The sequence below is a fragment of the Sphingomonas sp. UV9 genome (genome assembly GCF_004101245.1).
Lineage (GTDB): Bacteria > Pseudomonadota > Alphaproteobacteria > Sphingomonadales > Sphingomonadaceae > Sphingomonas.
In genome coordinates, this window is record NZ_SCIN01000002.1 from 1074279 (window position 1) to 1095782 (window position 21504).

Annotated in this window: 17 protein-coding genes; 9 read left to right on the forward strand and 8 right to left on the reverse strand. The window is 65.5% G+C overall.

The window, feature by feature from the left end:
• Positions 1-98: 98 nt before the first annotated feature.
• The 3 genes from der (at position 99) to EQZ23_RS11550 (ending at position 2264) form a co-directional block, all read left to right on the forward strand.
• Positions 99-1487: a ribosome biogenesis GTPase Der gene (der, locus tag EQZ23_RS11540; protein ID WP_128454520.1), complete on the forward strand. Its 1389-nt coding sequence runs from the start codon at positions 99-101 to the stop codon at positions 1485-1487.
• Positions 1488-1523: 36 nt separating this feature from the next.
• Positions 1524-1742 (forward strand): sulfurtransferase TusA family protein, encoded by a 219-nt coding sequence (locus EQZ23_RS11545; RefSeq protein WP_240663511.1) that lies wholly within the window; start codon positions 1524-1526, stop codon positions 1740-1742.
• Positions 1743-1847: 105 nt separating this feature from the next.
• Positions 1848-2264: an Hpt domain-containing protein gene (locus EQZ23_RS11550; protein WP_240663513.1), complete on the forward strand. Its 417-nt coding sequence runs from the start codon at positions 1848-1850 to the stop codon at positions 2262-2264.
• Between the two features lie 176 nt (positions 2265-2440).
• On the opposite strand, the gene bfr is transcribed toward EQZ23_RS11550, so the two are convergent.
• The 5 genes from bfr to map form a co-directional block, all read right to left on the reverse strand.
• Positions 2441-2956, reverse strand: coding sequence for a bacterioferritin (gene bfr / locus EQZ23_RS11555; protein ID WP_128454522.1), 516 nt, complete (start codon positions 2954-2956; stop codon positions 2441-2443).
• Between the two features lie 102 nt (positions 2957-3058).
• A complete protein-coding gene (locus EQZ23_RS20290) occupies positions 3059-3229 on the reverse strand; it encodes a (2Fe-2S)-binding protein (RefSeq protein WP_128454523.1) in 171 nt (56 codons plus the stop codon).
• Positions 3230-3310: 81 nt separating this feature from the next.
• Positions 3311-4561 carry a DUF418 domain-containing protein gene (locus EQZ23_RS11565; RefSeq protein ID WP_128454524.1) on the reverse strand — a complete coding sequence of 417 codons (1251 nt, stop codon included), beginning with the start codon at positions 4559-4561 and terminating at the stop codon, positions 3311-3313.
• A gap of 461 nt (positions 4562-5022) precedes the next feature.
• Positions 5023-7251 carry a phosphoribosylformylglycinamidine synthase subunit PurL gene (gene purL, locus EQZ23_RS11570; RefSeq protein ID WP_128454525.1) on the reverse strand — a complete coding sequence of 743 codons (2229 nt, stop codon included), beginning with the start codon at positions 7249-7251 and terminating at the stop codon, positions 5023-5025.
• A 250-nt stretch (positions 7252-7501) separates the two neighbouring features.
• Complete coding sequence (gene map, locus EQZ23_RS11575; RefSeq protein WP_128454526.1) at positions 7502-8329, reverse strand: type I methionyl aminopeptidase; 828 nt, start codon at positions 8327-8329, stop codon at positions 7502-7504.
• Positions 8330-8380: 51 nt separating this feature from the next.
• On the opposite strand from map, the gene EQZ23_RS11580 reads away from it, so the two are divergent.
• Entirely contained in the window at positions 8381-9151 is a 771-nt protein-coding gene (locus tag EQZ23_RS11580; RefSeq protein ID WP_128454527.1) for a molybdopterin-binding protein, read from the forward strand.
• Positions 9152-9288: 137 nt separating this feature from the next.
• Here EQZ23_RS11580 and EQZ23_RS11585 read toward each other — a convergent pair whose 3' ends face one another.
• The 3 genes from EQZ23_RS11585 to EQZ23_RS11595 all read right to left on the reverse strand — a co-directional run bounded on the left by EQZ23_RS11585 (position 9289) and on the right by EQZ23_RS11595 (position 12646).
• Positions 9289-9714, reverse strand: coding sequence for an HIRAN domain-containing protein (locus EQZ23_RS11585; RefSeq protein ID WP_128454754.1), 426 nt, complete (start codon positions 9712-9714; stop codon positions 9289-9291).
• Positions 9715-9915: 201 nt separating this feature from the next.
• On the reverse strand, positions 9916-10149 hold the full coding sequence (locus EQZ23_RS11590; protein WP_128454528.1) for a hypothetical protein: 234 nt from the start codon (positions 10147-10149) through the stop codon (positions 9916-9918).
• A gap of 133 nt (positions 10150-10282) precedes the next feature.
• On the reverse strand, positions 10283-12646 hold the full coding sequence (locus EQZ23_RS11595; protein ID WP_128454529.1) for a GH92 family glycosyl hydrolase: 2364 nt from the start codon (positions 12644-12646) through the stop codon (positions 10283-10285).
• Here EQZ23_RS11595 and EQZ23_RS11600 point away from each other — a divergent pair.
• The 5 genes from EQZ23_RS11600 to EQZ23_RS11620 all read left to right on the forward strand — a co-directional run bounded on the left by EQZ23_RS11600 (position 12633) and on the right by EQZ23_RS11620 (position 21501).
• On the forward strand, positions 12633-13004 hold the full coding sequence (locus EQZ23_RS11600; RefSeq protein WP_128454530.1) for a hypothetical protein: 372 nt from the start codon (positions 12633-12635) through the stop codon (positions 13002-13004). The genes EQZ23_RS11595 and EQZ23_RS11600 overlap by 14 nt on opposite strands.
• 212 nt (positions 13005-13216) lie before the next feature.
• Complete coding sequence (locus tag EQZ23_RS11605) at positions 13217-14443, forward strand: ROK family transcriptional regulator (protein WP_240663514.1); 1227 nt, start codon at positions 13217-13219, stop codon at positions 14441-14443.
• 355 nt (positions 14444-14798) lie between these two features.
• A complete protein-coding gene (locus tag EQZ23_RS11610; RefSeq protein ID WP_128454532.1) occupies positions 14799-17936 on the forward strand; it encodes a TonB-dependent receptor in 3138 nt (1045 codons plus the stop codon).
• Positions 17937-18034: 98 nt separating this feature from the next.
• A complete protein-coding gene (locus EQZ23_RS11615; RefSeq protein WP_128454533.1) occupies positions 18035-19114 on the forward strand; it encodes a glycoside hydrolase family 43 protein in 1080 nt (359 codons plus the stop codon).
• Positions 19115-19239: 125 nt separating this feature from the next.
• A complete protein-coding gene (locus EQZ23_RS11620) occupies positions 19240-21501 on the forward strand; it encodes a GH92 family glycosyl hydrolase (RefSeq protein WP_206364247.1) in 2262 nt (753 codons plus the stop codon).
• Positions 21502-21504 lie beyond the last annotated feature (3 nt).

Here is a 21504-nt window from a genome sequence, read left to right on the forward strand (position 1 = left end):
CCTTCGGCGACACCTCCCCGTCACAGGGGAGGATCGTAAAATTCCATTGGCGACCCACCGTAGGTGACGCCAGCGCGTTCCCGCGCTAAGGGCACGCAATGTCCAAACTCCCCGTGGTCGCGATCGTCGGCCGCCCAAATGTCGGCAAGTCGACCCTGTTCAACCGCCTCGTCGGCAAGAAGCTCGCGCTGGTCGACGATCGGCCCGGCGTCACGCGTGATCGCCGGGAGGGCGACGCCTCGCTGATCGGCCTCGAATTCCGCATCATCGATACCGCCGGCTACGAGGATCACGACGCACAGACGCTGCCCGGCCGGATGCGCCAGCAGACCGAAGCCGCCGTCGCGCAGGCCGATGTCGCGCTCTTCCTGTTCGACGCCCGCGCCGGGATCGTCCCGCTCGACGAGGAAATCGCCCGCTGGCTGCGCACCGCCGACGTCCCTGTCATCCTCGTCGCCAACAAGGCCGAGGGTCGCGCAGGCGAAGACGGCATCCTCGAGTCACTGGCGCTCGGCTTCGGTGACCCGGTCCAGCTCTCCGCCGAGCATGGCGAAGGCATGGGCGACCTGTTCGAAGGCCTGCTCCCGCTGCTCGAAGGCAAGGAAGAGCTGCCCGAGGAACAGCCCGACAACGAATATGAAGGCCCGTTGAAGCTCGCGATCGTCGGCCGTCCGAACGCCGGCAAGTCGACGCTCGTCAACCGCATCCTCGGCGAAGACCGGATGATCACCGGCCCCGAGGCGGGCATCACGCGCGATTCGATCAGCGTCGATTACGATTGGCACCCGACCGGGGGCGAAGCGCGCAAGGTCCGCCTGATCGACACCGCCGGCATGCGCAAGCGCGCCAAGGTGCAGGACAAGCTCGAGAAGATGTCGGTCGAGGACGCGCTCCACGCGGTGGACTTCGCCGAGGTCGTCGTGCTGCTGCTCGATGCCACGCTCGGCCTCGAGGCGCAGGATCTCCGTATCGCCGACAAGGTGCTGCAGGAGGGCCGTGCGCTCGTCATCGCGCTCAACAAATGGGATATCGCCGAGAGCGCGTCGTCGCTGTTCAACGGCGTCAAGCGCGCGCTCGAGGACGGCCTGAGCCAGGTCAAGGGCGTCACCGTGATGACCGTGTCCGGTGCGACCGGCAAGGGCATCGACCAGTTGCTCCAGGCGTGTTTCGATACGCGCGATGCGTGGTCGAAGCGCGTCGGCACCGGCGAACTCAACCGCTGGTTCGAACGTGCGATCGAGGCGACCCCGCCGCCTGCCCCGGGCGGCAAGCGGATCAAGATGCGCTATGTCACGCAGGTCAAGACGCGTCCGCCCAGCTTCGTCATCTTCGGCACGCGCGTCGACCAGCTTCCCGCGAGCTATGAGCGCTATCTGGTCAATTCGATGCGCAAGGATCTCGGCTTCGGTGCGGTACCGGTCCGACTGATGTTCCGCGCGCCGAAGAACCCCTACGACGACAACGGCAGGGGCGGCGGCGGCAACTAGGCGTCGGCAACTAGGCGCCGGAAACGAGACGGGGTGGTGTCCGGCGCGGTCCGCATCGATGCCCGGGGGATGCGCTGCCCCTGGCCGGCGGTGCGGCTCGCGCGCGCGCTGCGTGACGGCGCGCGCAAGATCGAGGTCCTGGCGGACGATCCGCAGGCCCCGACCGAAATTGCCACGGTCGCCGCGTCGGCCGATGCGACGGTAGAGATCATTTTGGATGAATTTTACCGGACCTTTGTCGTAACTTGTCGGTAGTATGACAACAGTGTGTTTACCTGGATCTGGTAAGCATTTGGCTCAGATCTTCATGGCGCTATTGCTCAACGGGAGAAGGCGACAGTGTCGTTCGAAGGAAGTACCTTGATCAACTGGCCCGCATATTCGCAGGCGCGCAGTGAACTGGGTGCAGGATTTGTCCGTATCCTGGGCTATTTCCGCGAGGATGGCGTGAAGTCGGTCGCGGCGATCGAGGCCGCGATGCGGTCGCTCAATGCCGCCGCGATGGTGATCCCGGCACATACCTTGAAAGGCGAAGCGCGGCAGTTCGGAGCGGAACCACTGGCCGATCTTGCCGAGGCGATCGAAGTCATAGCGCGCACGTGCTTGGAGATGCAGGAGACCCCCGAAGAGGCACTAGAGCACATCGTCCAGCTGCGGCCGCTGTTCGTGGAGACGCTGACGCTGCTGGAACGCGAAGCCAATCCGATCGTCGCACGCAAGCCAGCGGCAGGTGGCTTCGGCCGCCGCGCCATCCCTACGGGGTTCGGCGAAGACTAGGGGGACGCGATCCTCCCCCGCCAGGGGGAGGTGGCAGGCGTCAGCCTGACGGAGGGGCAGGCCAGCGAAACCGCGGTTCCGTGTCCTCCCCTTCCGTGACCTTCGGCGACACCTCCCCCTGGCGGGGGAGGATTAAGTCTTGCAGGCGATACCGGATCACCGGCTTCGACCGTAAATCACCCCTTCAAATACGGCGCCGCCCCAGCCTTGGGCGAATCATGCTCCGAGATCGAGTTCAGCTGGATGTAGTTGTGGATACCCATCCGCGCGATCATCTCGAACTGGCGCTCGATCGTGTCGACATGCTCTTCCTCGCTGGCGAGGATGCGCGCGAACAGGTCGCGGCTGATATAGTCCTTGACCTCCTCGCAGTAGGAGATCGCGCCCTTCAATTGGACGGTCGCCTCGACCTCGAGCGCCAGATCCGACTTCAGGACCTCCTCGACGGTCTCGCCGATGCGGAGGCGGCCGAGCAGCTGGAAGTTGGGCAGGCCATCGAGGAAGAGGATGCGCTCCGACAGCCAGTCGGCGTGCTTCATCTCGTCGATCGACTCCATCCGCTCATACTGGGCGAGCTTGTAGACGCCCCAATGCTCGAGCATCCGGTAATGGAGCCAATATTGGTTGACCGCGGTCAGCTCGTTCTTGAGCGCCTCGTTCAGAAATTCGATTACTTGGGGGTCGCCGCGCATGGCCATATCTCCGTCACCTCTGACGGACATGTAGCGCTGGGCCTGGCCTAACCGCAACCCGAAAAATGGCGGATTTCTGCGGTTTGTTAGCTGTTGCGACGCTTATGCAGCAGCGCGTTCGTCGTTGATAATCGCTCGCGCTACCGACGTGCACTGGCCGCATTTGGGCTGGCGACCAAGCGAACGGAACGCCTGGCACGGCGTGGTGCAGCCGCCGCGTGCGCAACTGCGGACATCGGATTCTCGTATGGCATTGCAAACGCAGACGACCATGGAAGCTCCTTCGTGTTGGAGCCGGAATACGGATAATGCGAACCAGTCGCAAGCCCTTTTGCGTCTTAGTCGCAAATAGGCTCATCGGTTTGGCTCGAATGCAGACCCGCGTATCGGCTGCCACGCGAATCGCGACAGGCTACGCCATAGCCATTCGAGCGGGCCGTAGCGGAAGCGGTCGAGCCACGGTTTCGACCAGGCGAGCATCGCGATCCAGATCAGCAGCACGATCGCATACAGGGTAACGCGGGGGAGATAGCCGAACAGGCCGAAGCCATGGCCGTAGAACAGTGTCGTGCAGATCAGCGTGGTGCCGAGGTAGTTGGAGAATGCCATCCGGCCGGCGGCTGCGATTCGGGTGGTCAGCCAGCCGCCGGGCTGCGCGAGGAGGATGATCGCGGCGGCGTAGCCGGCGATCATCGGCGGTCGTAGCGGGGTCGCAAGCGTGAGCCAGGACAGCGCGACGTACTGCGCCGCGAAACCATGGGCGATGGCGTATGCGGCGATCGACGCATAGCCGATGACGCCGGTGCCGAGTCCCAGCGCCGCGACAGCGACATAGCGACGCCGCGACCAGCCTCCGGTCAGGAACCCCGATCGCAGCCCGGCCATGCCGAGCAGCATGAAGCCGAGCGTTTCGGGGCCGCCTATCGTGAGAAAGGTGACGGGGCCGGTGACGTTCGCCCAGCGCCAGGCGACCATGTTGGCCCAGCCGCTGCGCCCGAGCGCAAGGTCTCGGGCGATCGCGGTGGGGGAGGGTTGGCCGAACTGATCCGCGAGCTTCTGCCACGTCTCGATGGCTTTCGCGCTGGCACCGGGGGCATGGGCGGCGGCATGTGTGTCGAAGGCATAGGCCGCGAGTCCGGCCAGTTGGACAATCTGGAGGCCGATGCACAGGAGCGCGATGGCGATCAGCCAGCGGACGGGAAGCCGGACGAACATGAAGGCGAGCGCGCCGACCAGCGCGTAATGCGCGAGGATGTCGCCCCACCAGAGCAGATAGAGGTGCGCGATCCCGAACGCGAACAGCCATGCCATGCGGCGGAAATGGACCGTCGCGGCGTCCTCGTCGTTCGCCTCCGCGCGGTCGATGACGAGCAGCATCGACGCGCCGAACAGGACCGAGAACAGCCCGCGCATCTTGCCGTCGACGAGGATGAAGGTGGCGACCCACGCGAACAGGTCGGGCGTGCTCGGCGGGCCCATCGAGGCGGGGGTCATATAGGCGAATTCGGGGAGCGCGAACGCGGCGATGTTGGCGGCGAGAATGCCCATCACGGCGACGCCGCGGATGAGGTCGAGCGTGGCGATTCTGGCGGGGGCTGGGGTCATGCCGGCCGAGTGAAGTATAGGAAGTAGAGACGCTCGCGCGCGTCTTCATGACGGACCGGTGTGGCGTCGTGCGACGGTGCCGGCATGCGTGAGGGGAGCGGCGGTGCCATTCCGGATTGCTCGCATAGGCGAGGCGCGTAGGACAGCGTGATTTTATCCGGTCGCTGTGCGCACCGTCAGGGCAGGCTCTGGGGGCTGCGGTCTTCTTGTTCTCCCGCGAAGGCGGGAGCCCAGTCTGGGCCCCCGCCTTCGCGGGGGAACATTGTGCCGTTTCAGCCGGCCGTCCGCGCGACACCAAGCCGACCACCCCGGCGAAGGCCGGGGTCCAAATGGGGGACTTCAATAAGGACGGGCAGCGCGAGGTTACTGCGGCCATTCCAATTGGGCCCCGGCCTTCGCCGGGGGGGGGGGGGGCGTGGGGGGCGTGAGCGGAACTCCGTTTACCCGCCCCCCGGGTCCCATCACGCCAGCGCGGCGTCGACACCCATCAGCTTGGGGAAGAAACCTTCATGCGCGGTTCGGAGCGTTTCCAGCGCGATGACGTCGTCGCGGTCGGGGCGTTCGAAGATCAGCCGCTTGCCGCCGGTCCGACCGAGCGGTTCGGCTTCGACGTCCGCCGCGTGCGCCGCACCCAGGAAGTCGAGCATCGCATGATCCTCGACGGTGACGATATAGACGCCCTGGTCCTCCGCGAAGAACGCGCGCGCGCAGTCGAACGGCTGCTTGCGGTCGATCATCGCGCCGATGCCGCCCGCGAGCGCCATCTCGGCGAGCGTCACCGCGATGCCGCCGTCCGAGACGTCATGGACCGCGGTCAGCTGGCCGAGGCTGATCGCTTCACGGATCAGGTCGCCGACGCGGCGTTCGGCGGCGAGATCGACGGGCGGGGGCGGGCCGGCGTCGAGCTGTTCGCGGCCATGGCATTCGCGCAGCCACAGCGACTGGCCGAGATGCCCGCCGCGCGTGCCGACCGCGAGGATGATGTCGCCCGAGCCCTTGAACGCGATCGTCGCATTCTTCTGCCAGTCGGCCAGCAGGCCGATCGCGCCGATCGCGGGCGTCGGCAGGATCGCCGAGCCGCCGCCGGTGGCCTTGGATTCATTGTAGAGCGAGACGTTGCCCGAGACGATCGGGAAGTCGAGCGCGATGCACGCGTCGCTCATCCCCTCGAGGCAGCCGACGATCTGGCCCATGATCTCGGGCCGCTGCGGGTTGGCGAAGTTGAGGCAGTTCGTCACCGCCAGCGGCAGCGCGCCGACCGCGGTGAGGTTGCGCCAGGCTTCGGCGACCGCCTGCTTGCCGCCCTCGACGGGATCGGCAAAGCAATAGCGCGGCGTGCAGTCGGTGGTCATCGCCAGCGCCTTCTGCGTGCCGTGGACGCGGACGACCGCGGCGTCGCCACCGGGGCGCTGCACGGTATCGGCGCCGACCATGTGGTCATACTGCTCCCAGATCCAGCGGCGCGAGGCGATGTCGGGCGAGCCCATCAGCGTCACCAGATCGGCGGCGATGTCGTTGCTGTGCGGCGCGTTTTCGAGCGGCGCGGGCTTGGGCGTCGGCACGTGCGGGCGATCGTAGAGCGGCGCCTCGTCGGCGAGGGGCCCGAGCGGAATGTCGCAGACCGTCTCGCCCTTGAACGTCAGCACCATGCGGCCGGTGTCGGTCACGCGGCCGATGACCGCGAAATCGAGCTCCCACTTCTTGAAGATCGCCTCGGCCTCGGCCTCGCGGCCGGGCTTGAGCACCATGAGCATGCGCTCCTGGCTTTCGCTCAGCATCATTTCGTACGGGGTCATGCCGGTCTCGCGCTGCGGCACGTCGTCCATCGTCAGCTCGATGCCGACGCCGCCCTTCGACGCCATTTCGACCGCCGAAGAGGTGAGGCCCGCCGCGCCCATGTCCTGGATCGCGACGATGACGTCGGTCGCCATCAGTTCGAGGCAGGCCTCGATCAGCAGCTTTTCGGTGAAGGGATCGCCGACCTGGACGGTCGGGCGCTTGGCATCCGAATCCTCGCCGAAGTCCGCGCTCGCCATCGTCGCGCCGTGGATGCCGTCGCGACCCGTCTTGGAGCCGACATAGACGATCGGATTGCCGATGCCGCTGGCCGCCGAATAGAAGATCTTGTCCTGATCGGCGATCCCGACGGTCATCGCGTTGACCAGGATGTTGCCGTCATAGGCCGAGTGGAAGTTCACTTCGCCGCCGACCGTCGGCACGCCGACGCAATTGCCGTAGCCGCCGATGCCGTGGACGACGCCCGAGATCAGGTGGCGCATCTTGGGGTGATCGGGCCGGCCGAAGCGCAGCGCGTTGAGGTTGGCGATCGGCCGCGCGCCCATCGTGAAGACGTCGCGCAGGATGCCGCCGACGCCGGTCGCCGCACCCTGATAGGGCTCGATATAGGACGGGTGGTTGTGGCTCTCCATCTTGAAGATCGCCGCCTGGTTGTCGCCGATATCGACGACGCCCGCGTTCTCGCCCGGCCCGCAGATGACGCGCGGCCCCTTGGTGGGCAGCTTCATCAGGTGGATCTTGCTGGATTTGTAGCTGCAATGCTCGGACCACATGACCGAGAAGATGCCGAGCTCGACCATGTTCGGCTCACGGCCGATGGCGTGCAGGACGCGCTCATATTCTTCGGGGGACAGGCCGTGGTCGGCGACGATCTGCGGTGTGATCTCGGTCATGGGGCGGGCTTTAGCGGGGTAGGGCGCGTTCGTCACGTGTGCGAACCGCTGCAAATTGCGCGCGGGTGGTATTTATGCGGCTACGGCTTTGCGCGGGCGACGTCGAACCTGTTGGCAGGGGGGCCTTGTTCCAATCCCGTCATCCTGACGAAAGCCAGGATCGAGGGTAACCGATCTCGCGCTTTGTGGCTCTGGATCCTGACTTTCGTCAGGATGACGGAGGGGAAGCGATTGCGCCCCCCGGCGCTAGTCACCCGTATGGCGGCTGCGTGTACCCCTTGGGGCTGAGCGTGAAGATGTCGCAGCCGGTCTCGGTGATCCCGATCGAATGCTCGAACTGCGCGGACAGCGAACGGTCGCGCGTGACCGCCGTCCAGCCGTCGTCGAGCAGCTTCACATCCGGGCGGCCGATGTTGATCATCGGCTCGATCGTGAAGATCATGCCGGGGCGCAGTTCGGGGCCGGTGCCGGGCTTGCCGACATGGACCACCTCGGGCGCGTCGTGGAACAGGCGGCCGACGCCGTGGCCGCAGAAATCGCGGACCACGCCGTAGCGGTGCTTCTCCGCATGCCGCTGGATCGCGTTGGCGACGTCGCCCATCCGGTTGCCGGGCTTGGCCTGCTCGATGCCGAGCATGAGGCATTCATAGGTGACTTCGACGAGGCGCTTCGCCTTGATCGGCACGTCGCCGACCAGGTACATCCGGCTCGTGTCGCCGTGCCAGCCGTCGAGCAGGGGGGTGACGTCGACATTGACGATGTCGCCCGATTTCAGCGTCTTGTCGCTCGGGATACCGTGGCAGACGACATGGTTGATCGAGATGCAGACGCTGTGCGTGTAGCCGCGATAGCCGAGCGTCGCGGGGACGCCGCCGCCCGCCACGATGAAGTCGTAGATCAGCCGGTCGATCTCGGCGGTGGTGACGCCCGGCACCATGTGCGGCACGATCATGTCTAGCGTCTCGGCGGCGAGCTTGCCCGCCTTCATCATGCCCTCGAACGCGGCGGGGCCGTACAGCTTGATGGCGCCGGTGCGCGCTTCGGGGGCGTCGGACGTGACGGTTACATATTCGGTCATGTCGCGCGATATAGCGTGGCGGGCGGGGTTTTGCGAGGCTATGCGAGGGGCATGACCCAAGCCCCGACAAACGAACGCATCTGGACCGCCGCGCTGACCATCATCGGCGACGAAATCCTGTCGGGGCGCACGCAGGACAAGAACGTCGCGCAGATCGCGGCTTGGCTCAACGTGCAGGGCATCCGTCTGGCCGAGGTGCGCGTGGTGGCGGACAAGACCGAGGCGATCGTCGAGGCGGTCAACATCCTTCGCGCGCGGAACGACTATCTGTTCACGACCGGCGGGATCGGGCCGACTCACGACGACATCACGGTCGATGCGATCGCCGCGGCGCTGGGCGTCGCGGTCGAGCATCATCCGCGCGCGATGGCGGTGCTGGAGGCCTATTACGCGACTCGCGGCGGGCTGACCGAAGCGCGGGCGCGGATGGCGCGGGTGCCGGCCGGCGCGGACCTGATCGACAACAAGGTGTCGGGCGCGCCGGGGATCAGGATCGGCAACATCTTCATCATGGCAGGGGTACCGCACATCACCGCGGGGATGCTCGATGCGCTGACGGGGACGCTCGAAGGTGGGCGTCCGGTAGTGTCGAAGACGATCGGCTGCTGGGTCGCGGAGTCCGAGGTCGCCGACCTTTTGCGCGATGCCGAGAAGACGCATGAGGGCGTCGCGATCGGCAGCTATCCTTTCTTCCGCGACGGCAGGACGGGCGCGAACTTCGTAGTGCGGAGTTCGGACGAGGCGCTGGTCGATCGCTGCCTCGCGGACCTGACGCGCGACCTCGAAGGGACCGGCCGGGTCGTCACCGCGCAGGGCATCTAGGCTCTTTAATTATCCTCCCCCGCCAGGGGGAGGTGGCGCGTAGCGACGGAGGGGGAGGGGGCGACAACCTCTGTTGCGTGTCCGCCCCCTCCGTCCGGTAAGTGCCAGCTACCTCCCCCGGGGGAAGGATCAGAAATTCAGGCGCCCCATTCCGGGCCTTCCGGATCCGGATAGAACGCGTCCGGATCGAAGGGCGCGACGCGGCCGCGTGACCGTGCGGCCCGTTCGCCCTCCACCAGATCCGGCAATGTCGGTGCACCGCCGCCGAACCGGATGCGGACATAGCCCATGCTGCCGACCAGCGCCTGGAACACCACGACATGCTCCTCCTGCTGCATCCGCCGCCCGATCAGCGGCGCGCGCTCGGCGGAAACATAGCCTACCTGCACCCCCCGCGCGCTGAACACGGCGACGGCATTGGCATCATGCGGATTCTTCGGCTCGCGGCGCAGCCCGACCGACTCGCCGGGCGCGCAGACCAGCAACTCCATGCGGCGGTTGCTCTTGCTGCGATCCGTGTTGGGGAAGTCGATGCCGACCACGCTGAGCGTCAATTCGTCCATGCCGCACGCTAGGCGCGTCACCGAAAGATCGGAAGTATCGGAACGGTCCCGGCGCGACGTTTTATCCGTCGGCGCGTTCCCCTGGGTGCTTCATCGTCGCTACGGACGGCAGCACGCGGTGTATCGAACCATTGCTAAAAGTAGAAATTATCGCCGCTAAGGCCTTGAAACGGGGCGACATCGAAATGCCGCCCCACCGACTTAGTTGCTGTCGGAGTTATCGTCGCCGCCGTCGATCGCCATGTACAGACCGCCACCGACAGCAACGGCTGCGAGTGCGACGATCAGCAGGCCGGCGCCCGAAACCTTGCTGTCTTCGGTGGTCGACGTGCCGGCGCGGACCGACTTGGCTGCCGAAACGGTGGCAGCTGCGTTGGCGGCAACTGGCATCGCTGCTGCGGCGATTGCGGACACGGCGAGAATGAATTTACGCATTTGAAAAACTCCCTTTTTTCACGAAACACTAGACTATGAGCTTTGGGCAAAACAGTGAAGAACTAATTAATACTGCGGTGGGTATTGCTCGATCGCGTTGTATTTTGGTCGCGCTATCACCGGGCCGGGCCGGCTATCGCCCAGCCCCTGCACGCGCCTTCGAACGCGCGGTCGAGGCCGAGAACGGCCGCGCCTCCTCACCCTTGCCCCAGAGCGTGTTCGGCTGCGCGCCCATCACGAACCGCAACTCGCCACCCTGCCGGATCTCGTCGTCCCGCAGATAGCTGCGGGTGAGCGGCGTACCGTTCAGCGTGACCGACCGGATATACGGGTTCGCATCCGACAGATTTTCCGTCCGGATCGCGAACCGCTTGCCGCCGGGCAGCGCCAGCGTCGCCTGCGACAGGAACGGGCGCCCGATCACATATTCGTTCGATCCCGGCGCCACCGGGTAAAAGCCGAGCGCCGTGAACACCAGCCACGCGGACATCTGGCCGAGATCGTCGTTGCCGCTCAGCCCCTCGGGCTTGGCACCATATTGGCTCGCCACGATCTGCCCGAGCCGCTCCTGCGTCCGCCACGGCGCACCGGCGTAGTTATACAGATAGGCGACGTGGTGGCTCGGCTCGTTGCCATGGATATACTGGCCGATCAGTCCGGCGATATCCTCCGCATGGCTGTAATCGACCTTGGAATTGTCGAACTCGAACATCGCGTCGAGCTTCTTCACGGTCTTCGCATCGCCGCCGAGCAGCCGGAACAGCCCCGCCTGATCCTGCGGCACGAACCAGCTATATTGCCACGCATTGCCCTCGGTGTAATCGGAACCGTAGTTGATCGCGGTCGGATCGAACGGCGTACGGAACGTACCGTTCGCGAGCCTTGCGCGCAGCCAGCCGGTTTTCGCGTCGAAGCTGTTGCGCCAGTTGCCAGCGCGCTTCTCGAACCGATCGGCAATGTCGGTCTTGCCCATCCGCCGCGCCATCCGCGCAATCGTCCAGTCGTCATAGGCATATTCGACGGTCTTCGACGCCGCCTCGGGCTCCTTGTCGATCGGCACATACCCGCGCTGGATATACTCGCCGAGGCCGCCGTAGGAGGCGTGATCGGCGCTCGCGACCATGGCCTGCAACGCGGCGTCCGCATCGAAGCCGCCGATGCCCTTCATATACGCGTCGGCGATCACGGGCACGGCGTGATAGCCGATCATCGTCCACGTCTCGCGCCCGGCGAATTGCCAGACCGGCAGGATACCGTCCGGACTGTGCTGCTGGCTGGCGATCAGCGAGCGGACGATATCGGTATTGGTCTTCTCCGGCTGGATCAGCGTCAGCAGCGGGTGTTCGGCGCGGAACGTATCCCATAGCGAGAAGGTCGAGCGGACCGTGAACCCGGACGCCTGATGCACCTGATCGTCAGGCCCGCGATACCGCCCGTCGCTGTCGCTCCAGACGCTCGGCGCAAGCAGGCTGTGATACAGAGCGGTCGCGAAGATCCTTCGCATCGGCGCCGCGGCCTCGAACTTCACCGCGCCCAGCGCAGTATCCCAGTCGCGCTGCGTCTTGGCGCGAACCGCGTCGAAGCCGCCGGGTTCGCTGTCCAGATTGGCGAGCGCGCCGGCTTCGTCGACCCCCGATATCCCGACCTTCACCTCGAGCGGGGCATCGAGCGGGCCGAAATCCAGCCGTGCTTCCAGCGCCTGGCCGAGCTTCTCCGCCAGCGCATCGCTGCCGCGGCCCGGACCCTGGAAACCCTTGTACGCAATATCCTTCTCGCGGTTGACCAGCGCGTGGCCGACCAGCGGCGCGGAGAAGCGCATCGCGAAATAGAGTTTGCGCCCGGGCGCCCAGCCGCGCGTCTCGCGAAAGCCGGTGAGTACGCCGTCCTCGCGAAGGTGCAGCCCCGACCACAAGATCTTGCCGGGGTAATTATAGAGCGAAGACCGCAGATCGACTACGAGATGCGCCGCCTTGCCCCTGGGAAAGCTGTAGCGATGCACGCCGATCCGCGTCCCCGCGGTCATTTCCGCGCGCACCGCCGGCCCCTCGAGTGTGACCGCGTAATAGCCCGGGCTGGCGACCTCGGTGGCGTGCGAAAAGCGCGAGCGATAGCCGGGCGCGGCGGGCGTGCCGGGGTCCATCGGCACCGTGTCGCCCGACACCGGCATGACGAGGATATCGCCGAGATCGGAATGCCCCGCGCCCGAGAAATGCGTGTGGCTGAACCCCTCGATCGTCGGGTCGTCATAGCGATAGCCGGCGGCGTGGCCGTAGCAGGTGCGGATCACGCACGACGTATCGGTATCCGGCGACAACTGGACCATCCCGAACGGCGCGACCGCCCCCGGGAACGTGTGCCCTTCGCCGCCCGTCCCGATGAACGGATCGACCGCATCGCTCGGTCTGGCCGCGTCTTGGGCAAAAGCGTATCCGGAAAGGCCTGATAGGGACGTGCCGATCAAGGCAACCGCAAGGCATGATCGTTTGAAAGCCGACATCGAGGTCACCCGTACGGAGGAAGAAAAGAAGTCGAAAAGTGCGCGTGCAACGAAGGTGCAGCCGGTCTCGCTGGCATTGCGAGACTTGATGTCGGCGCCACTGCGCGACCTCGTGCGATCGAAAAGCGTAGTCGAAGTGCGCGGCTTCGATCACGTTCGCCGTCTCGTCGAACGCAATCAGTATAGCTGCGCCCGGCGTGATCGCTCTGCGCGCTTGCAAAAGGTCGCGGGCGCGCGCTGGTTGCCGGACGAACCATCATTTGCACGCGCCTCCTTCCTCCGCGGTCGGGTCGTCGGCTGGACTAGATGTCAGCTCTTGCGCAACCGCCGAAGAGGATTAGAACATCAAATTGGATAATTCAAACGAGCAGTTTGGGGTGGGGGCGCAGGTGATGGTCTTGATGACGGGTCGACGGGCCGTGCGCGACGTCCAGGATCACATACTGCGCGTGCTGGCCGCACCCGACAAGGATTTGCTCGCATGACCCTGCAAGGCGCACCACGCCGTCGACCATTGGCGGCTACCCTCTCGCACCGCGTGCCGCGCACCCTCTATCCGGATTGCCGCGCGTGACGGAGCAGACGCCGCCGCGCCTGTCGGGCACCAATCTCGAGCGTGCCGCGGATCATAACCAGCGCGTGACGCTGCACGCCATCCGGCTCGGCAAATCGCTGACGCGCGTCGATCTGGCACGGATCACCGGGCTGACCGGGCCGGCGATCGCGAACATCACGCGCCGGCTGCTGCAGGAGGGCATGATCGAGGAGGCGGGGCAGCGCCGTGGCGGGCGCGGGCAGCCGCCGACCAAGCTCGTGGTCCGACGCGACGCCTGCTATTCGATCGGCGTCAACATCGACCGCGATCACATCACGATCGTGCTGGTCGATTTCTCCGCGGAGATCCTGGCGCGCAAATCGATCGAGATCGACTTCGCCTTGCCCGACGACGTCCGCGATCTGTTTCGCGGATCGGTCCGCGCGCTGCTGAAAAGCGCGAAGGTCGATCCCGTCAAGCTCGTCGGGATCGGTGTCGCGCGGCCGGACGACCTGGGGCGGGTCGCGCTACCGGGACGTCCGGCGGCCTATGCCGCGTGGGATGGGATCGACATGGCGACGCTGTTCGAAAAGCCGCTGTCCCTGCCGGTGTTCGTCGAGAACGACGCCGCCGCCGCGGCGATGGGCGAGATGCAACTGGGCCTCGGGCAGAGCTACAGCAGCTTCTTCTACATCCTCGTCTCGTCCGGCCTCGGCGGCGGTTTCGTCGCGGATGGCGCCTATGTCCGCGGCGCGCACGGGCGCAGCGGCGAACTCGGCTTCATGACGACGGGTGTCGGGGCAGGGGCGGGGGCAGGGGCAGGGGCAGGGGCGGGCGGTCGCGAGACCGTGCAGACGCTGGTGTCGCTGTCGGGATTGGCGGCGCATCTGTCTGCCTCGGGGTTCGCAATCGGCGACGTGCTGCACCAGCCCGACTGGAGCCCCGCGGTCGAGCGCTGCCTCGACGACTGGGTGGAGCGCGCGGCGCGAAGGCTGTGCACGCCGCTCGACGCGATCAACTGCCTGGTCAATCCGGCGGTGATCCTGATCGGCGGACGATTGCCGAGCCGACTCGTGGAGAAGGTCGCGGACCGGGTGAATGCGCTGATCCGCGATGCGACCGATGCACCGCAGATCGCACCCGTCCGCCGCGCGGCCTTGTCGGAGGACGCGCCCGCGGTCGGCGCGGCGATCCTGCCGTTCAGCCATTTCCTGCTGCCCAAGGCAGGCGCGCTCTGGAAAGACTCCGCACCCGCGGACTGACGCCGGCCGCTCACGTTTTCCCGCCCGACGACAGCCGCGCGCCCTTGCCGTCGCGGCCGGAGGACCTGTCGCTGGTCGACCTATACGTCGGCCGGCGGCAGTCCCCGCGATGATTTTCCGCAGACTTTCCCTCCGCCACAGCGCGCTGCGCCGAGTTACGACCGCAACGGGCCAAAACTAGCCGAACAATCTATTTGACAATTTGCTTTTACAATTGGCAAATAGCGGCGTCGAGACTGCACGCCGACAGGATCCGATTCAACCGGACGGCCCAACCGAAAACGGTGGGCAGGCGCGCTATTCGCAGGGGTAAGTGAGGGGGCGCAGGCGTCCTCGCGAGGAAGAGGAAAGTCTGATGACGGTAAGCAAAGTCTCGCGTTCAAGCATCGTGCGTGATCGGTTCCGGCGACCATGTCTGCTGGCGACCGTCAGCCTTACTGCGGCCTTGGCCAGTACCGCCCACGCGCAACAGGCCGCGCCGCCGGTGCCGCCAGCGGTCGTCGCGCCCCAGGCCGACCCCGCAAATCCGCCCCAGTCTGCGCCCCAGTCTGCGCCCCAGTCTGCGCCCGCTTCGACCGCGACCGCGGAATCCGGCCAGACCGCCGGCACCATTCAGCCCGACGGCGCGCCCCAGGCCGACGGTACCGTCCAGCCCGACGCGGGCGGGCAGGATATCGTCGTCACCGGCTATCGTCGCTCGATCGAGAAGAGCCTCAACCAGAAGCGTGAGGCCAACGCGTTCGTCGACGTCATCACCGCCGAGGACGTCGGCAAGTTCCCCGACAAGAACGTCGCCGACGCCTTGCAGCGCGTTCCCGGCGTCGTCATTACCCGCGACGGTGGCGAAGGCAGCCGCGTCAGCATCCGCGGCCTCCAGTCGGGCCTGACGCTCACCCTGCTCAACGGCAATTTCCTGGCGGGCGCCGACAGTGGCGAGCCGCAGCGGTCGTTCAACTACGTGCTGCTGCCGTCCACCTTCATCGCCAGCACCGAAGTCTATAAATCGCCCGAAGCCCGCCTCGAAGAAGGCGGCGTCGGCGGCACCATCATCCTCAACACGCGGCGGCCGTTCGACGTGCCCGCCTGGTCGGGGTTCGTCTCCGCCGAAGGCACCTATTCGGACACCACCGAGAAATACGAGCCGCAGCTCGGCGGCCAGGTTTCGTGGAAGAACAAGGAGGAGACGTTCGGCCTGCTGGTCGGCGGCGTCTGGCAGAAGCGCACCAACCGCGAGTTGCGCAGTTCGTCCGAGAGCTGGCTGTGGTGGAGCGACCGCGACGCGCAGGGCAATGTCCTGACACCCGCGACCGACGTCAACGGCAAGGCCTTCGAGAACAACGACGCGATTTCCTACTGGCCGGGCCAGGGCACGACCGCGCGCGACGGTACGCATTATTCGGGCTATTGGGCGCCGCAGTCGGTCAACGCCGAAGTCTTCGACCAGCAGCGCGAACGCTACGGCGTGCAGGCCACCGCGCAGTTCCGCCCGTTCGACAACGTCACCGTCACATCCAACTATTTCCGGTTCGGCTATACCAGCGACTTCACCTCGAACGTCGTGAAGATCCCCGAATGGGGCTATAACGATTTCTTCACCGGCGCGACGCTCGACAAGAGCGGTACGATCTTCCAGTCGGCGAACTTCGCGGTGCCGGCGCCGGGGACGGGCTGTCTTGCCCGCGCGACCCCGTGCACGATGGAAACGCCGCAGATCGCCGGTACGTACAGCCGCGAGAAACAGGTTTCGAACACCTTCGAGACCGAGGTCAAATACAGCCAGGATCGTTTCGATGCTGTCCTGAAACTCGGCAAGACCAAGTCGAGCGGTGGTCCATCGGTGCGTTTCAGCGTCGCCGCCAAGCCGCGCCTGACGACGCCGGGACAGGAGCAGAACGGCAATCTGGTCAGCAACTGGGACATCTCGGACGGGATCGCCAATTTCGAGTTCTCGCCCGAAATCCAGAACAACATCCGCAACGGCATCGCGCAGATCGACGTCGGCTCGACCGGGTCGAGCTTCGTCAACAGCGATCTCGGCCAGCGTTATGCGCAGCTCGATCTGACGCGACGCTTCGACGGGTTCCTGAAGTCGGTGCAGATTGGTGGCAAATGGCGTGACCTGAAGATCGGCCGCGAGACCGGTCGCAACGACTGGTATGCCGATCCGGCGACGTTGCTCCGCTATCAGGATACCGCAGCCGGCGCCGTTGCGCGTCCCGAATTCTTCTACGCGGAGCCGATCGGCAACATCAACGGCGGCTTCAATGCGAACACCGTCCCGGGCATCAACTTCGAAAAATATCTGGGCTATCTGAACTCGACCTATGGCCAGGCGGTCCGGGTGTACGAACCCGATTTCGTCTACTCCCTGGGAGAGCGGGTCTTCGCCGGTTATGCCCAGCTGAACTTCGGAACGGGCGGTCTTCGCGGGAACGTGGGTCTCCGCATGGCCAACACGAAGCAGTCGGGCAACACGTCCGATCGCCTGCAATATCTCAACGATTACTGCGTCAACGGACCCGGCGGCCCGACCGATCCCAACCGTCCGCTCGGCCCCGACGGCAATTGCCAGGTCCTGCCGCTCAGCGTTCGCGAGACGATCGTCAACACGCGCGCCGATCAGTCGAAGACCTACACGGACTGGCTGCCGAGCTTCAACGTGTCGTACGAGGTCACGCCCGATCTTCTCGTCCGCGGTGCGGTCGCCAAGGTCATCGCCCGGCCGTCCTTCGCGGATCTCGGCTCACAGCGCTCGCTCACCTTCCGCTCGGACGCCTATGCGTTCGATCGCGGCCAGTTCGGCGAGTTCGCCGGCTGGTCGGGCAGCGGCGGCAATTCGGACCTGAACCCGTTCTCGGCGTGGCAATACGACCTCGGCATCGAATGGTATTTCCATCGCGGTTCGGTGGTCGGCGCGACCTTCTTCCGCAAGGACGTCTCCGATTTCGTCGTCCCGCTGGTGTTGAACGTCACCCGCGACGTCAACGGCACGCAGCAGTTGATCCAGCCTTATTCGACGGTCGCGAACGGTTCGAACGCGCGCTCGCAGGGCGTCGAGCTGTACGCGCAGCACACGCTGCCGTTCGGTCTCGGGGCGCAGGTCAACTTCACCTATAACGACACCTCGGTCGCCGACGTCACGCTCGACGGCCAGAAGGTCGGCTCGTCCGCCTTGGTCGGCAGCGCCAAGACCCAGGTCAACGCCTCGATCTTCTACGAACACGACAAGGTGTTGCTGCGTGCGTCGTACAACCGGCGCGGCGAAGTCGTCGGCGGGTTGCAGTCGGGCCTGAACGAATACACCGATCCCTATGCGCAGGTCGATCTCAACGCCGCCTATGCGCTCACCGACCGGCTGAACCTCACCGCCTCGGTGATCAACCTCACCAAGGCCGAGGAAAGCCGGCATCTCGGCAACGATACGAAGGACCGGTTCACCTACCGGAATTACTTCGGTCGCCGGGCCTATGTGGGCGTGTCGTTCAACTTCTGATGACCTGGCACAACCGGCTTTTCTCTCGGGTGGCGCCTTCGCGGCGCTACCCTCTTTTTTCTCGCGGCACGGGACTCGAAGCCGCGAGCGAACCGCGCATGCGACGCGGATTGCGGATCGCGCTGACCGCGTCCGCGCTGATGATGTGCGGTCTGGCGAGCGCGTCGAACCCGATCGTCCCCGGCTGGTATGCCGATCCCGAAATCCGCGTGTTCGCGGGGCGCTACTGGATCTATCCGACCTATTCGGATCATTACGGCAAGCCCGACGTCACCAGCCGCTTCTCGGCCGCGCAGAAACTCGCCCGCCGGCGCAAGACGGTGCGCCCGTCCTACGGCATGCAGACCTTCTTCAATGCGTTTTCGTCGCCGGATCTGGTGCACTGGACCAAGCACGGCCACGTGTTCGACGTGCGGAACGCCGCCTGGGCGGCCTATGCGATCTGGGCGCCATCGGTGATCCAGGCCAACGGCCGCTACTACATGTTCTTCAGCGCCAACGACATCCAGAGCGATGCGGAGCTTGGCGGGATCGGCCTTGCTGTCAGCGACCGGCCCGGCGGTCCGTTCAAGGACGCGATCGGCAAGCCGCTGGTCGGCGCCTTCCACAACGGCGCACAACCGATCGACCCGTTCGCGTTTCGCGACCGTGATGGCCAGGTCTATCTGTTCTACGGCGGCTGGAAGCACTGCAACGTTGTCCGCCTCAGCGCCGACCTGAAACGCATCCTGCCGTTCGCGGACGGTTCGAAATACAAGGAAGTGACGCCGCCCGGCTATGTCGAGGGCTCGTTCATGATCGAGCGCAAGGGCGTCTATTATCTGATGTGGTCGGAGGGCGGCTGGACCGGCCCGGACTATAGCGTCGCCTATGCGACCGGGCCGGGACCGACCGGGCCGTTCACGCCGCGCGGCAAGATCCTGTCGCAGGATTTGCGCATCGCGCGCGGTGCGGGGCATCATTCGGTCGTCAACGTCCCCGGCACCGACGACTGGTACATCGCCTATCACCGCCGCCCGCTCGACACCGATCGGGGCGAGCACCGTCAGATCGCGATCGACAGGATGGTCTTTGCCGCCGATGGTCGGATCGAGCCGGTGGTGATGACCGACACGGGCGTTCGGCCACGACCGATCGTCGGGCAAAAGCGGACACGAACTTCAGGGAGAGCGATGTGAGAAACAGGGTGATCGCCAATTTGCGCGGCACGGTCGCGACGATCGCGTCGCTCGCCCTCGTCGCGCCCGCGCCGATACTGGCGCAGACCAAGGCTAGCGCGGCGGCCGCTTCGGCCACCGGAGCGATGCAGCCGCAGGACCAGCCATCGGTCGATCTGGTCAACCCGCTGATGGGCACCGATTCCGACTACACGCTGTCCTATGGCAACACCTATCCCGCGGTGGCGGTGCCATGGGGGATGAACTTCTGGACGCCGGTCACCGGCAAGACCAACAGCGGCTGGGGCTACACCTACGACGCGAACAAGATCAACGGCATCAAGCAGACGCATCAGCCCAGTCCGTGGATGAACGATTACGCCGCGTTCTCGCTGATGGCGACGACCGGTGCGCTGAAGGTGAAGGAGGACGAACGCGCGTCGTGGTACAGCCACAAGGCGGAGGACAGCCGGCCGTACAGCTACAAGGTCTATCTCGCCGATTACGACGTGACGGCGGAGGTCGCGCCGACCAACCGCGCCGCGCAGTTCCGCTTCACCTTCCCGCAGAGCAACGACGCGCACATCATCCTCGACGGCTATGCCGGCGGCTCGATGGTCTCGATCGACAAGGCCAGGCGCCGGATCACCGGCTATGTCCGCAACAATCACGGCGGCGTGCCCGACAATTTCCACAATTACTTCGTCGCCGAATTCGACCACGACTTCACCGTCAGCCAGACCTGGGACGGCAAGGGACAGGTCGCCGCGACGCCGACGCGCCAAGGCGATCACGTCGGCGCGGTCGTCAGCTTCAAGACGCGCAAGGGCGAGCAGGTCGGGGTCAAGGTCGCGTCGTCGTTCATCAGCCTCGAACAGGCCGAGCGAAACTTGCGCGGCGAGATCGGTGGCGACGGGTTCGAGCAGACCAAGACGAAGGCAAAGGCGATCTGGCAGCGCGAGTTCGACCGCGTCCAGGTCACCGATCCCAACCTCGACAACCGCCGCATCTTCTATTCGGCGCTGTACCGCATGCTGCAATTCCCGCGCATGTTCCACGAGGTCGATGCCAAGGGCCAGACCGTCCATTACAGCCCGTATGACGGCAAGGTGCACCCCGGCTTCCTCTACACCGACAATGGTTTCTGGGACACGTGGCGCGCGGTCTTCCCGTTCTTCGCGCTGATGTATCCCGAGCGTGACAGCGAGATCATGCAGGGGCTCGTCAACACCTACAAGGAGTCCGGCTGGCTGCCCGAATGGGCCAGCCCCGGCCACCGCGACGTGATGATCGGCTCGAACTCGGCCAATTTGATCGCCGACGCCTATCTGAACGGCGTGCGCGGCTTCGACGTCGAGACGCTGTACGAGGCGATGGTCAAGAACGCGACGACCTCGCGGGGGAGGCCCGTCGACAAGAAGGGCAAGGTCGTCGGCGCGGTCGGGCGCGAGGGCGTCGAATACTATAACCAGCTCGGCTATGTGCCTTATGACGTCGGCATCAACGAGAATGCCGCACGCACGCTCGAATATGCCACCGCGGACTTCTCGATCTCGCGGCTTGCGGCTGCACTCGGCAAGACCGAGGACGCGAAGCTGTACGCCACGCGCGCGCAGAATTACCGCAAGCTCTACGACACCCAGAGCGGCTGGATGCGCGGCCGCAACAAGAATGGCAGCTGGTCGACGCCGTTCAGCCCGTACAAATGGGGCGACGCCTTCACCGAGGGCAATGCGCTGCATTACAGCTGGTCGGTGATGCAGGACGTGCAGGGTCTCGCCGACCTGATGGGCGGGCGCGAGGCGTTCGTGAAGCGGCTCGATTCGATCTTCACCACGCCGCCGATCTTCGACGACAGCTATTACGGCCAGACCATCCACGAGATCCGCGAGATGCAGATCGTCGACATGGGCCAATATGCGCACGGCAATCAGCCGATCCAGCACATGACCTATCTCTACGACTGGGCGGGCGCACCGTGGAAGACGCAATATCACGTCCGCGACGTCATGAAGAAGCTCTACTCGCCCGCACCCGACGGTTATCCGGGCGACGAGGATAACGGCCAGACCTCGGCCTGGTACGTGTTCTCGGCGCTCGGCTTCTACCCGGTCACCCCCGCGGTCGGGCAATATGCGATCGGCAGCCCGCTGTTCCAGACCGTGAAGCTGACGATGCCGGGCGGCAAGACGCTGACGATCGAGGCGGCGAACAACGGCCCTGGCAACGTCTATATCCAGTCGGCGAGCTTCAACGGCACGCCGCACGACAAGCCGTGGCTCACCCGCGCGGCGTTGCAGCAGGGCGGCACGCTGCGGTTCGTGATGGGGCCGACGCCGAACACCGCCTGGGGTGCGGCAAAGGCCGATGCGCCGTTCTCGATGAGCGCACCGGTCGCAGGACGATGACCA